Source organism: Mycoplasmopsis citelli, assembly GCF_900660645.1.
Classification (GTDB): domain Bacteria; phylum Bacillota_I; class Bacilli_A; order Mycoplasmatales; family Metamycoplasmataceae; genus Mycoplasmopsis; species Mycoplasmopsis citelli.
The window spans coordinates 169,265-183,323 of the sequence record NZ_LR215036.1 but is presented as its reverse complement, the minus strand read 5'-3'; the positions used below and the strand labels follow the sequence as shown (position 1 = coordinate 183,323).

At 23.7% G+C, this 14,059-nt stretch carries 17 protein-coding genes; all 17 read left to right on the top strand.

Annotated features, from left to right (window positions below; genetic code table 4):
• The first annotated feature begins 5 nt into the window (after nt 1–5).
• The 17 genes from mobL (at nt 6) to EXC58_RS00555 (ending at nt 14,059) form a co-directional block, all read left to right on the top strand.
• A complete protein-coding gene (gene mobL, locus EXC58_RS00630; protein ID WP_129725138.1) occupies nt 6–1,301 on the top strand; it encodes a relaxase MobL in 1,296 nt (431 codons plus the stop codon).
• Nucleotides 1,280–1,750 (top strand): single-stranded DNA-binding protein, encoded by a 471-nt coding sequence (locus tag EXC58_RS00625; RefSeq protein WP_129725137.1) that lies wholly within the window; start codon nt 1,280–1,282, stop codon nt 1,748–1,750. Before mobL ends, EXC58_RS00625 begins: the two co-directional genes overlap by 22 nt.
• Nucleotides 1,751–1,782: 32 nt before the next feature.
• Nucleotides 1,783–2,118, top strand: coding sequence for a hypothetical protein (locus tag EXC58_RS00620; protein WP_129725136.1), 336 nt, complete (start codon nt 1,783–1,785; stop codon nt 2,116–2,118).
• 10 nt (nt 2,119–2,128) lie between these two features.
• Nucleotides 2,129–2,698, top strand: coding sequence for a hypothetical protein (locus EXC58_RS00615; RefSeq protein WP_129725135.1), 570 nt, complete (start codon nt 2,129–2,131; stop codon nt 2,696–2,698).
• 59 nt (nt 2,699–2,757) lie between these two features.
• Entirely contained in the window at nt 2,758–2,895 is a 138-nt protein-coding gene (locus tag EXC58_RS04665; protein ID WP_165177504.1) for a hypothetical protein, read from the top strand.
• Between the two features lie 18 nt (nt 2,896–2,913).
• Nucleotides 2,914–3,501: a hypothetical protein gene (locus tag EXC58_RS00610; protein WP_129725134.1), complete on the top strand. Its 588-nt coding sequence runs from the start codon at nt 2,914–2,916 to the stop codon at nt 3,499–3,501.
• Between the two features lie 14 nt (nt 3,502–3,515).
• Complete coding sequence (locus tag EXC58_RS00605) at nt 3,516–4,238, top strand: hypothetical protein (protein WP_129725133.1); 723 nt, start codon at nt 3,516–3,518, stop codon at nt 4,236–4,238.
• 211 nt (nt 4,239–4,449) lie between these two features.
• Nucleotides 4,450–5,382, top strand: a complete 933-nt coding sequence (locus EXC58_RS00600) for a hypothetical protein (protein WP_129725132.1) — start codon at nt 4,450–4,452, stop codon at nt 5,380–5,382.
• A gap of 12 nt (nt 5,383–5,394) precedes the next feature.
• Nucleotides 5,395–6,099 (top strand): hypothetical protein, encoded by a 705-nt coding sequence (locus EXC58_RS00595; protein ID WP_129725131.1) that lies wholly within the window; start codon nt 5,395–5,397, stop codon nt 6,097–6,099.
• A 16-nt stretch (nt 6,100–6,115) separates the two neighbouring features.
• Entirely contained in the window at nt 6,116–7,048 is a 933-nt protein-coding gene (locus EXC58_RS00590; RefSeq protein WP_129725130.1) for an ATP-binding protein, read from the top strand.
• The gene (locus EXC58_RS00585) at nt 7,035–7,724 is read left to right on the top strand and encodes a hypothetical protein (RefSeq protein ID WP_129725129.1); all 690 of its coding nucleotides are present in this window, start codon (nt 7,035–7,037) and stop codon (nt 7,722–7,724) included. Before EXC58_RS00590 ends, EXC58_RS00585 begins: the two co-directional genes overlap by 14 nt.
• Nucleotides 7,725–7,742: 18 nt before the next feature.
• The gene (locus EXC58_RS00580) at nt 7,743–7,961 is read left to right on the top strand and encodes a hypothetical protein (protein ID WP_129725128.1); all 219 of its coding nucleotides are present in this window, start codon (nt 7,743–7,745) and stop codon (nt 7,959–7,961) included.
• A 17-nt stretch (nt 7,962–7,978) separates the two neighbouring features.
• Nucleotides 7,979–8,173, top strand: a complete 195-nt coding sequence (locus tag EXC58_RS00575; RefSeq protein ID WP_129725127.1) for a hypothetical protein — start codon at nt 7,979–7,981, stop codon at nt 8,171–8,173.
• A gap of 2 nt (nt 8,174–8,175) precedes the next feature.
• Nucleotides 8,176–10,785, top strand: a complete 2,610-nt coding sequence (locus tag EXC58_RS00570; RefSeq protein ID WP_129725126.1) for a type IV secretory system conjugative DNA transfer family protein — start codon at nt 8,176–8,178, stop codon at nt 10,783–10,785.
• On the top strand, nt 10,769–11,863 hold the full coding sequence (locus tag EXC58_RS00565) for a hypothetical protein (RefSeq protein ID WP_129725125.1): 1,095 nt from the start codon (nt 10,769–10,771) through the stop codon (nt 11,861–11,863). The genes EXC58_RS00570 and EXC58_RS00565 overlap by 17 nt, the downstream gene beginning before the upstream one ends.
• 363 nt (nt 11,864–12,226) lie before the next feature.
• The gene (locus EXC58_RS00560) at nt 12,227–12,559 is read left to right on the top strand and encodes a hypothetical protein (RefSeq protein ID WP_129725124.1); all 333 of its coding nucleotides are present in this window, start codon (nt 12,227–12,229) and stop codon (nt 12,557–12,559) included.
• Nucleotides 12,560–12,562: 3 nt separating this feature from the next.
• Complete coding sequence (locus EXC58_RS00555; RefSeq protein ID WP_408634436.1) at nt 12,563–14,059, top strand: Mbov_0396 family ICE element transmembrane protein; 1,497 nt, start codon at nt 12,563–12,565, stop codon at nt 14,057–14,059.

The window sequence follows — 14,059 nt, the reverse complement described above, 5'->3', positions numbered from 1 at the left end:
TAAAAATGAGTAATTTTGTTTTTAAGGTGTCACGTTTTGTAAATAAAGCAAATGCACATTTTCAAAAAGATAAAAATAATCAAAATTTAAATTGAAATTATTACACTTGTAAAAGCAAACGCAATATTATCGATTACATTACAAGAAAAAATGCTTGTTTTAAAAGCTCACTGAACAAAGAACAAATGCAGGAGTTAATTCAACAGAATAATTTTAACGTTGTAAAAACTTTTAATAACTTGATGGATTCAAAAGAAAATTTAAATAGTGGGTTGTTCCAAATTAAATCTAAAGATGATTTTGAAATAGTTTCTAAAACAGATGCAAAGAAAACTTTTAATAAATTAAACCCAAAACAATATGTTTGAGATAGTGTTATTAGTTTTGACAATGAAATTTTAAAAAAACATGAACTATACTCTCAAGAAGAAATTATCAAATTTGTTGCTAAGCAAATGGATTGAATTTTAAAAAAAGAAAAAATTCCTTTTGAAAATTTAAATTTCTTTGCAAGTATACATGCAAACACCCAAAACCCACATGTACATTTAGTCTTTTTTGAAAAAGAGAAAAAGTTTATCAACTCAAAAAACGGAGAAGTATCATATCGTGGAAAAGGAAAATTTGATTTTAAAAACATTCAGGCATTCCTAAATCATTTAAATTCTCTCCCAAGTTCAAAAGAACAAGAACAAGTTTATAAAGACAAAAAAGATTTTTGAGATATTAAAAACAAAATCAGAAATATTTACAAAGAAAGTATTCGACACAATACATTGCAAACGACTTTTGAGTTTGAACAAAAGTTTTATGAATTTAGTGATGAGTTAAAAAAAACTAATGTTAAAAAGTTAAAAGATCTTAGCATTGAACAAAAAACAAAACTTTCTTCAATGGTTAATGAGTTAATTAGCAAAGATAAAAAACTCTCAATCGAAATGAAAACACTTTATCAAAAATTAGAAGATATTTCAAAATTACAAGAAAATGAAAATTTCAAAAACAAAGAGCTTATAAGTTTACAAACTAATTTAGAAAACGCTTTACTTAAAGAAATGATAAAAACAAATCAATTTAACAAAATTGATAATTATCAGTTTTTAAAAAATTACAATCCAAATTTAAATTTCATTAGCAACAATTCAAGTACTTTAAAATTTACAAAACAAAAACAATATAAAAAACTTCCATATTTGATTTGAAAAATTATTCAAAATTACAAAAAAGGACTCTCATTCTTTTCTCCAACTGAAGATAACGCAAAATACAAAGGAACAACATGAAAGCACAAGTCACTTTAATTGGACGCATTTCAAAAATCGGAAATCTCATTCAAAGTAAATACAATCCCGAAATTGAAATATTACCTTTTCAAATTGGAGTTAATGGTGTCAATAAAGGACAAGAAATAAAAATGTATTATGACTGTTTAGCTTTTAGTGCTAAAGCAAATTATATTTTTAAAAATTTGCAAGTTGGAGATCAGGTTTATTTTGAAGGAACTTTAGAGCCAAGAACTATTTTAGATAAAAATCAAAGTGGAATGTATTCAATTATCACTCAATCAATTATGGGTTTAGAATCTAAGGCGGCAAAAGAAGATCGTAAAAAAAGACAGGCAAAAGTATCAAAATTAATGGACCAAGACACTTTTATGCAAGAAACAAATAATTCTGTAATATCTTCAAAGTCAAACAGTTCAATTTTTGGTGATGATGAAGATAATGAAATGCTAGGAACATCTTTATAAAATTCTTTAATTAAACAAACCAAAGGAATAATATGAAAGATTTATTTGATAAGAATGGAATACAAAATTTTGCTTTTTTAAAAAGTTTTTATCAATGAGAAAAAATTGAACAGTTTTCAAAGAACATGGAAAATGAAATTAATTTTTTAAAGAATGCCACTCAAAGAGCAATTTATGTTATGCAAATAAAAGTAATTTTGAATTATCCATATACTTACAAAGAAGTTTTAATGTTTTTTATGGATTTATTAGCTGAAAGCACAAGCATAAAAAGAGTAAGCAAAATTCATGCTCTTTTAACTGAAAATGGAAAAATTCTTCAAAGCAAAGAATCATTATTAAAATATTTATTATTTAACGAGATCTAAGGAGACAAACATGATAAAAATTAATGAACAAGGTAAACAAAATTTAGACCTTTTAAAACAATGAAACATTAATGTTGATGCTTTAATGAATCAATTAAACAAAAATATCACTCAATATACTGAAGATAATATTAATAAATTAAATAATTTTATTAATTTAGATTTTGAAGACAACAAATCATTTAAAGTTCAAACATTTGAAATTTTAAGTTATGATGCATCCGAAAAAACCTTTGAAAAACTCACAAATATTTGAAATAAAAATTTTGATGATTATAAAAATCAAAAAGATGAATATATGTCAGATTACTCAATTATGCTAGGTTTTCAATTTAAGGATGAACTTGATCGAGATTTAAAACAAAACGGAATAGAAACTAAATATTCATATGTTTTTAATGCTATTTTAAATTGTGATGATGATACATATTACAACTTAAATGATGCTGTAAATGAGTTAAATAAAGAAGATTGATTTGATTTCCAAATGGAGCTACTTGATAATTTACTAAATGAAGTTAAGGAAAATTCTAAAGAGCAAAAATTAGAAAATAATAATGCTCAGGGAATTAAAATGTAGCAAAATGATAATAAACTAATTCATAGAATGTTTATATGGAAGTAGCTTAAAGGAGAATTATGAAAGATAAAAAAGAACTACCAAAGTTAACTTGAGAAGTATTTATGGAAAACGTAGAAAGACAAGATGCAGCCTTTGAAAAACATCCAGCCAAAGAAGTTTACGCTAAAGTATTAAATGAATTAGCTAAAATGTAAAAATTACTAAGGAGAAAAATGTTAAGACTTAATGATCAAGGTTTAAATAATTTAAAGTCTTTGGAAAAACAAGGATTTAACATTGATGAATTTATAAAAAATATGGATGAGATTGAAAAAGAAAAAAACAATAAAAAATATTGACAAAAAATGAATAAATTTATCAATATGGAATTTGATAATGAAAAAATATTGCTAACTTCTTTTGAAATTTTAAATTATGATTCATCTTATTCTGAATTGAAATTTTTACATAAAGTCAATACTGGAAACTTTGAAAAGTCAAATGATAAAGATTTAGATAAATATATACGTAAGAACAAAATTATGAAAGGAAGTGTTTTTAAGAAAATTGTTGATTTGGACTATAAAACCCAAGGTTCAGAAACCAAATACAAAAATATCAGAGAAGAGATTTTGAAATGCAATGATAATGAATATTACAAAGTAAATAAAGATTTAACTAAATTTTCAAAAGAAAAATTTACTCAATATAAACAAGATTGATTGAACCAAGAATGATATCAATTACATATGGATTTTTATGAACCAACTGAAGAAGAAATTAAACACCACAAAGCAAAAAATCCTGTTCCTGGGATATAGAAAGGGAATTTAATATGTCAAATAAATCAAATAAAGTTAAGCAAATGCCTGTAAATGAAGGAACATCCTTAATATTTAGTGATAACGGAAGAGAAAACTTAAACCATTTTGCAACCTTATATGAGTTTCCGAAACATGATTTTTTAAAAAAGATTCAAACAGAAATTGAATCTTTAAGTGGAAACGAAAAATTAAATTATATCCATAAAATAACAAGTGTTATTAATGGTAATTTTGGTGGTGAAAACAATGTTTTGTGAAGATTATTAATTTTATTTGTTAATTGTACACCAGAGATTGTTGAAGAACTTTTTAATCTTATGAAAGGAAATTTTAAATCTTCAGTGTATGCTAAAAAATATTTTATTAAAAATAATATTTTCTGGGGTTTTGATATTTATAAACTAATTCAAAGAGATTTAGAAAAATATCAAAATAAAAGCAAATACATATCTATGAAACCTTGATATGAAAATATATATAAATTAGCTTATTATCAAATCAATAAAGAGTTTACACATTTAGAAATGATTCATCAACATAAACTAGAATTTGATATTTTAAATTTTCTGAAATTACAAACAAAAAATATCAAAGTCCCTAAAATTAAAATTAAAAAACTAAATGTAAATGAAGCAAGTAAAAACTTTGACGTATTACTTGAAAACCTTAAGGACATGTCAAAAATAGTTCAAATACCAAAAAACAAAAAGCCAACAACAAATACAAAAAATTAATGAACAAGGCAAACAAAATTTACAAACTTTAGAAAAAAGAGGATTTGACACAAAAAGTTTTCTTAACAAAATTGATACTCAATATTCAAATCTTTCGACAAAAGAACAAAAACAGCAATATGCTAAAGCTTTTGTAAATGTTATAAATTATAGTTTTGATTATTTTGAACCATTTTATATTTTAAATGTAAATTGTTCGTTAGATATATTATTGCAAGTTGATGCAATTAGAGATAGAAAATATAAAAAATCTGAATTTGCTCAAAAATTTTTAAAAAATAAAGGTTTTTACAAAGGAAACATTTGAAAAGAAAAGGCATCATTAGATATTGAAAAATATCCATTTCATAGTAATTATTTAGAACAAGCAAGAGACATATATTGACTTTATAATGATACATATTACAAAAATGATTACAACATTAAAAAATTCCTTGCTTTTCATCATGTTTATAAAACAAAAGACATTTTTGATAGTTTTTTAGGTGAAGAAATTTCAAAGCAAATTAAAGATGAAAATGAATTTTTATATTATTCAGATTTTTTTGAAATAAATGACAATAAAAATTTACAAGCTTTAGAAATAAAAACAAATATTAGTGTTGAGAATTTTTTAACTAAAATTGAACAACAAATATCTCAATTAAATAATAAAGAAAAAGAAGATTATATTTCAAAATTTGAAAATCTAATAAATTATTATGGTGGCACAATTTCCAATAGAGCTAAAGCATTAGAAATTTTAAATTACGACACAAGTAAAAATATGCTTGATCAAATAATTGCAATTACTACAAGTGAATTTAAAGAATCTGAATATGCAAGAGAATATATGTCAGACAATGACATTTATTCTGCAGAAGGTTTTGTAGATGAAATTGCTTTTGATTTAAAAGAATATGGGATAGAAACTCATTATGCTTCGTATCTTAAAGATTATTTTGACGGTTTATATGATAAAGATTATTGTTACGATGTTTATTATCAATTTGATAGAGAAGATAATGGTGCAAAATATCTAAGAAGTAAAACCGAAGAAGAAATTAAATCAGAAGTGTTTGATTATGTTTTAGAAAAATTGCTTAAAGAAAATAAAATCCAAGAAGAACATACTAAAGATTATCAAAATACTTTAGCAATGTAAAAAAAGATTAATATGGATATAGAACCAAGTTTAGAAGAAAAAGCTTATGATAAATTATGCAATTTTCTAAATAAATATCAAATAGCTAAAGATTACGCAAATTTTATCTTTAAAAATTTAATAAAAAACTTTTATGGTAATAAGAATGATTATTACGATCTTTTAATAATTACTATTGATAAACTTATTTTTAAAATTGAAAGCTTTCAGTTAGAAAATAACTTTAACAAAAAGGATTATATCAATATCTTATCATCGATTTTTTGACACAAAAATCTTTCTCTTTCAGAAGTTGGTTCGCTTGAATATCAAGGTCATTTATTTAAAGAAATTATAGAAACCTTAAATTTGGATTTCTCTTTCAACACTTTAAGACAAATCCTAGAAATTTTAGAAGATAATTTTAAAAATCAATATGTCAAAAAATATTTTGAAAAATATGAAACCAGATTAATTAATTATGAAAATCTAATTGATATTGTTAATAATGATTTAAAACTTAAAGGATTCAAAAGTCCTTATATTGATATGGCTTATGACTTAAAAAATAATGACGATTTTAAAACAAAATACAAAATTTATTTTGAAGTGTATAAAAATAAACCACCATACCCTGTAAAATGACTATGAGGTAATAATCAAAGAGAAATAATTTTGCATTTTTTAAAAAAAGATTTAAAAAAACACAGCAATAATACGGTAAAGAACTTAAATTAATTGAAGATGATTTGTGATGAGCAAAAGCAAAATATGAGGAAGAGTAATGTTAATTAATAATAATGAAATTATAAAAAACTTTGATTTTCTAAAAAAAGTACAAATTGATAATAAAAAATTATTAATCCCAGAAGTAATAAATTTAGATATTTTAGGAATAATCAATGCAATTGACCGCAAAATGGGAATAAATAAATTCTTGTTTCAAGGTCCTCCTGGAACCGGAAAAACCGAAAGCGCAAAACAAATTGCAAAAAGTTTAAATAGAGATCTTTATATGGTTGATTTTACAATTTTAATTGATAGCAAATTAGGTCAAACTGGAAAAAATATTGCTGAATTATTTGAACAAATAAATTATTTGTCTAACCCTGAAAAAATAGTGATTTTATTTGATGAAATTGATGCTTTAGCAATGGATAGAATTAATTCTGATGATCATAGAGAAATAGGAAGAGCAACCACAACGATTTTAAATGCATTGGATAATTTAAACGAAAAAATTATTTTAATTGCTACAACAAATTTATATAAATATTTTGAAAAAGCTCTAATTAGAAGATTTGATTTTGTTATTGATTTTAGCAAATATACAACTGAAGAATTAATTAAAAGTGCTGATTTTATTTTTAAATTATATGCAACTAAATTCAAAATTACCAATAAAAATATTCCTTTATTTAAAAAAATAATTAGTTTGCTAGAACCAATTTATTATCCATCAGAAATGGAAAATTTAATTAAAACATCCCTAGCTTTTAGTGATTTAAACAATCCGAATGATTATTTAAAAAGATTATATAGAAATGTTTGCAAAGATAAATGCAACGACTTAGAACGCTTAAAGAATAAAGATTTTACTGAAGAAGAAATTCAGTTATTAACTACTGATAATTTAAAGAAGATTTCTTTGAAAACCACAAAGGAGCAAACAAGTGATAACAATTAATAAAGTTGGAGAAAGAAATTTAAAGTATTTAGAAAGAGAAAATTTTGATGTAAAAAACTTATTTGAAAAGATAAACAAACACATTGAATTTCTTAAACCAGAATTTAAAGATAATTACACGAATGCATTGCAAGAAATTTTTAATTATGATTTTGATTCTTTTTCTGGAGATGTTTCTCAAAAAGTTGAAAAAAATAATTGAGAAATGGCAATAAAGATAATTAATAATAATTGTTCGATTAATTATGTATATGATATTGTAAATACTTTTCTGGGAATGTATCGAAATATTGCTAATGCATCAAATTTTTTCGAAGATACAAAAATATCTTCAGGCTCTAAATTTTTAGAAAAGAATATTTTGTTTGATGAAGATCAAAAACCGATTGAATCAGATAAATATTATCAAGTTGATTCGGATAATGAAATTTATAAAGTTCCTGAACATTATTTAAGAAAAAAACTTTTAAATTGACAATTTGAAAACCAAAAAGTTGATTTATCAATGAATTCAGTTATTGAAAATGTTTTCGAAATAGATAATGATACTTTAGATTTAGAAACTAAACCAATGATGTACACAAAAGTGGATTTAAGGTCATTAAAAAATTTAAGAGAAGAAAACAAAAAAGAATCGAAACAAGAACAAGCAAAAGCCACTGCTTTTGGAGTGTAAAAAATAAAAAGGAAATAAATGATTACATATCAAATTTTAGATTTAACAACTGCACAAAGCAAAAAGTTTTTAATTGATAATTTTTATTTTTTATCATGCTTTAATATTAATAAAAACAATATTGAAGATATTATCAAACAACGAAAACTTAAAATTTCAGAACACAAAATTTTATTTATTGATAAAACATTTTCAAATATCAAAGAACTAAGTGCTATTAAGGATTGATTATCTTAAAACTAAGGAGAATTTAAATGCAAAAAGATTTTTTTGAAAAGCTTAAGGCAGAATATTTGAAAGCACTAAGAGAAAAAGAAAAAATTGAAAAACGCAAAGAAAAGTTAAAATCAGAACTTGATCAAATTGATAAAGAATATATTTATTGAAATAAATTAACTAAAAAAATTGATAATTTTGCAAATGGCTATAATGAACAAAAAGAAGAATAAAAATGGATTTTTTAAAATTAAAAATCACCAAACAAGAATTTAAAAAAGAAATATTTTTTGCTTTTGTGTGAACTATATTTCTTTATGCGGTGATTTTATTTGGGTATACAGCATTTATCTTTGTTTTTGAAAGGCATTTAGATTTAGATCCAAATAAGAGTATCAATATTTACTTTAATTTAATGTGAGAGTTAATTCAAAAACATTGATATTACATTTTAACAAGTAGTTTTTTAGCATCATTGATATTAACAATTATTTGGTATTCTCGCAAAAAAGATAAAAAATACGAAAAAGAAATCAAAGGACAAAAACTTTGATTTTATGACCAAGAAAAAAATATGGGTTCTATTAAAGAATATAATAAAGAATACTCATTAGATAATTTAAACCCGGGTTGAGTAATTAATTATTCAAAAACAAAAGGAAAAATAAATTATAAAGGGATAAATTTATCACTTCATCCAATTAATTTTAAAATTCTTGGAGGAACCCGTTCAGGGAAAACTCAAAAATTTGTTATTCCAATTTTAAAATATAACATAAATTTACTTAATCAAAAAAACAAACCAAATTTAGTGGTTGCAGATCCAAAGGGAGAATTAAATTTAAGCGCTAAAGAAGATTTAAAGAAAAATAATTATCGTGAAATTATTTTAGATATTACAAATCCACTTTCATCAATTGGTTTTAATATGCTAAATATGGTATGAGATACTTTTCATTCAACAGAAGGTAAAATATCTAAAAATCATGCATTAGCAATTCGTATGTTAAATGAAATTATTGAATCTTTAAAAAACTGGAGCACACAAGGAGAAAACTCCATGTGAGATAATAATGCTAAAAACGCAATTTTAGGCATTGGAAAGTTTATGTTGTTTTATTCATTATATGAACCAAGCAAACTTAAAAGAGAGAATTTTAATTTAGCATCTTTTGCACAATTTTTAAATATTTCAATGTTTAGTAAAAATTCTAATTGAGCAAAATTTTTTGAAGATTTATTAAAAACAAAAGAAAGTGAAATAAAGCCAATTTTTTCACTTAGAGACTATGCTAAAGAATCGTTGATTAATTTATACCGCGATGAACTTTTTGGTCTTTTTAATACAGTTGAAACAACATTAACAGGAATTTTAACAAATGCTTATAGTGTAATGAATTTATTTTCTTCAAATGCAGAACTTAAAAGTTTTACATCACGCGGAGACTTAGATGTACGCGAATTATTAATGCTTAGCGATCCCAAGTATATAAATTCTAATCAATGAAGAGAAAAAATTAATTATTTTAAAGATGAAATTAATCATTATCAAAGTGAAAATAAAAATACTTTAACTAAATTTAAAAATCCAATGAGTTTTCTTAATTTATGTTCTTTATATAAGAAAAATATTGATTTGCTAGAAAATTCAGATAAGTATTTAAATGAAATTGGACGTGATATTGCTAAAGTAAATGAATTTAAGAAGCAATATGAGCAGGAAGTGCAAACGCTTGAAAATGAAATAAATTTGTTTATTAAAATAGAAGAATTAAATTTATCTTCTTTAGAATTGAAACAACTAATTAAAAAGTATTTTCACAATATCAAAATGCTTGACTATTACGAAGCTAAAATTAATCTTTATAATGAAGAATCTAAGCCTTTTGCATTATTTATTAAATTTCCTGATCATGAAAAAAGTAAGAATTTAATGGTTAATATTATCATTGATCAAATTTATAAAATTGCTATTGAAATTGCAAATGCAAATAATGGAAGTTTAAACCGATTTTTACTTAATATTTTTGATGAATTTGGAAATCTACCAGTTCTAAACGATTTTGGGAGTAAATTATCGATTGCTTTGTCAAGGAAAGTGGCTTTTTTAATTATTTTGCAAGCATATTCACAACTTGATAAATACAAAAAAGATCAAAAGGGCATCATATTAGAAAATACCGGTCTAAGTGCTTTTATTAGTTCTGATAATGATGATACTGTTAAAGCAATTTCTGATGCACTAGGAAAAATAAAATTAGAAAAAATAAGTTATACAAAAAACGCAGATTCAAAAGATTCGCAAAACTCTTCATTAGGAGAAAAAGAACTAATGACCACTTCAGAAATTAAACAACTTGATAAAAACACACATTTAATTTTTCGTATGCAAAACTTACCACTTAAGCTTAAGTCAACATCAGCACATACTATTTGAGATTTAAAAACAAATAAACAACAAATAGCTAATGATATTCAATTTAATGAAAAAGAATATATTTTGGATTATAAGAGTCTTTTAAATAAAAGTGCAATTGATAAAGTAAAAAATGGTGAGTACAAAAATATTAAAATCGAATCAAATATAAAACCAAAAGAATCAAAAAAAGAAAAATTAAATGCTAATCCAAAAGATTTAGAAAAAATTAATGCTTTAAAATCGCAAAATGCACAACTGAAAAATAGTATTGATTTTTATCAAAAAAACTTAGAAGAAGAAATCAATATTGAATTAATTGATCATTTAAATAAATTAATTCAAAGTGCAAACGAAAATATTATAAAAAACCAAAAAGAAATTGATGCATTAACTAAAAACGATGAGCATTATGCAAAAAAAGACTAAAAAATTAAAAATTGTTTTTATTTTTAGTGTGTTTGCAAGTTCTGCATCTGTTGTTTCGTGTTCTTACATCCCTGATATTGCCAAAAATACTTCAAATCAAAGCCCTTTAAACTCTAAAAAAAATCCACCAATTTTAAATGATAGCGATCAATATAATGATATTTCAAAAGATTATCCAATTGAACCACAACAAGAAAGTAAAAGTATTTTAATTTATTGAAATAAATTACAAAAGCTTTTTAATGAACAATATGATGAAAATTCATTGAATGTAATTGAAGAATCTTTAAATAAAAATGAACCAAGAATTATTGAACAATATCAAAATCAAAAAAATATTGTCGATGAATATGATAAAGAATTTCAAAAATTACCTAAAAAAACACAACAACAAGCTCTTTATTATGAAGATATTGTAGATTTTTTAAATCTTAAAGAACGATTATTTATTTACAATACAGATCAAGTTCAAACAGATTCAAAAATCAAACAACTTGAGCAAATTAACTTAAAATATCCACCTTTAATAACAATTTTTATTCCCTTAACGCAACTTGTACTTCAAAATGAAATTAATTTGAAACAATTAAATTTATTTAAACAAATTATTAGTTGAATAAAAAGTCTTAATGAATTTTTTAAAGACTCAAATAAAAGCGTCGATGAACAAATAACTAACCCACAAACATCTTCACAATTAAATCAATTAAAAGAAGTTTTCAATAAACTCTTAAAAAAAATTTCTCAAATGCTAAGTCTAAATAATTATTTATCTTTAAATGAACCAGATGCTATTTTTGTTGGACAAAATTTAGCAGACTATTACAAAGCTTTTTATTTAGATTTATTTAAATGAATTTCACAAGATTTAAATGAGCTTTATTACTATATTTTTAAAGAAAAAAACTTTGAGTTTGATGATTTATGACACCAACAAGGAGATTTAATTAATAAGCATATTTTAAAAGAGAATGTTGCTTTAAAATATGTGGAATTTAATCCAAATGATTTTGAAAATAAAGCAAGAGCATATTTAGAGTTTTTAAAAACAATTAAACTCATTAAATTTGCTAATTAATAACATTTATAACTTAAATAATTACAATTCAAAATACCAATAATAAGAAATTAAATATTTCAAAAATAAACCAAAGGAATTAAATTATGGACTGAACAATTTGATTATCAATTGCATTCTTAATTTTTTGTGCAACTGGTTTAAGAAGAAAGTAATATGGAACATTCACTAGGGGAATTAATTTGATTAGTTATCTTTGTGATTATTTATTGAATTATAATGATTATTCAAATATATAAATTAAAAAAACAAAAACAAACATTTAAGTCACTGAAAAAGTGATGCAAAATATGCATTGTGTTATTTTTTATTTTATTACATAGTGCATTATTACAAAAATTAATAACTTATTAAGGAGATTTTATGATCGAAACAATTAAAGCATTATTTGCTGATAACGACGTGTTTAACAACACTCTTAATGCGATAGGAACCAAAACAACCAGTTACCTTCCGGTTATTTTTCAATGAATTGGAATAGCTTTAGGAATTTCAATTGTTTTATGAGCAATTATTAGCTTTTTTAGATACAAATGAGCTCCAGATGAGAAAAAACCATCAGTTGTATTAAGTATTAAAAAATCGGCCCTTGCGATTTTAATTATTTTTGCGTTCGCTTCTTTAGCAGGTCTTATTATTGGTGGTTCAAAAAATTTAGGAACATCAATTGGATCAAGCATCCAAATAAAACCATAATTTATGAGCTTCATAATTAATACAATATTTGCTCCACTTTTATGAGGTCTTTGAAAGGTCTTTATTGTAATTCCTTATTCAATTATTGGATTTATGTCTAATATATTTAATAAAATTGGAGTGGAATTAATTATAAGGTTACTTTTTGGAGATCAAGCATTTGAAAATGGAGTTTTTAAAGTTCACTATATTTATATTTTAATGGGAATTTTAGCTGGAATTACATTAGTTTTAGTGTTGATGATTTCACTAATAAAAACTCTTTTCGATAGCAAAAAAGGTAATGAAAAGCAGATTAGTATTTATAAAAAAATTATTCCAGTTATTATTTCTATTTTTGTTTTTCCAGCTTTAACTTTTATTTTATTACTGATTTTATTTAATGTGCAATCACTTTTATATATTGTATTTTTTGGTCCAAATGCAGCTACAAATTTTGATTTAGGAAGAAGTGTCTTTTTATCTCTTAAGCCTGCAGAACTTGATCATTCATATTGAGAATCAGTTGCAAATGATAATTATTTTGCTTATGGACTTATTTATAACTTAAATAGTTATGCAATTACAATGGTTGTTTTAGCAGTAATTGGTATTACCATTTTACTGCAACTACTTGTACTTTCAATTTCACTTGTAACTCATTTATTATCTACAGTAGCATTATTTTTCTTAAATCCAGTTGTTAGTGTTTCAAGGTTTTATGATGAAGATAAGTTGTATAACAAATGAAAAGATATGTATTATAAAAAGCTTTCGATAATCTTTTCATATAATTTTGCACTGAATATGTTTATCTTAGTGATTGGATTTTTAAATAATATTGATTTTGGAGCAAGTAGCTTTTTAACTTTAGGAATTATCAAACTAATTTTAATTGGTGGAGCCTTAGGTGGAGTTCAAGTTTTAATTGGTGATATTAGTGAACTTTTTGGAAACCGTGAATCAGTAAAATCAGGTTTTAGAGTTGCACGTGATATTGCAAACGGAGCAAAACGAACTGCTTTTGCAGTTGCTGGTGGTATCGGACTTGCAAAAGGTGCAACTCAAAGATTTGGACAACTTGCAAAAGGGGTAAAAAACTCTACTGTAGGAACAGATTTGCAAAAATCATTTTTAAAATCAGAACTTAAAAAAGGAAATATTTCAAAACTTCAGTATAACAAACAATTAGCTGAACACAAAAATAATATAAAAAGTCAAAAAGCAGAAGATCCAAATTACAACCACAGAGTAAGAACTGGAGTAGGTGGATGAATTGAAGATACAAGTAGAAGTATAACCGCAAAAGCACAGACATTATTTGCAAAAAGAGCAGATACACAATATCAAAAAGGAAAAATTTCTAAAGAAGACAGAGATAGACGTATTTCAGAATCAGTTGATGTTATTGATAGAGCAAAAGCAAGAGATAAGCACAAATATAATTTAATAAAAGGTTACAATCAAAAACAAAATTACTCAGAAAAAAATCATTTAAATAATAAAGGAAACAAAAAATAA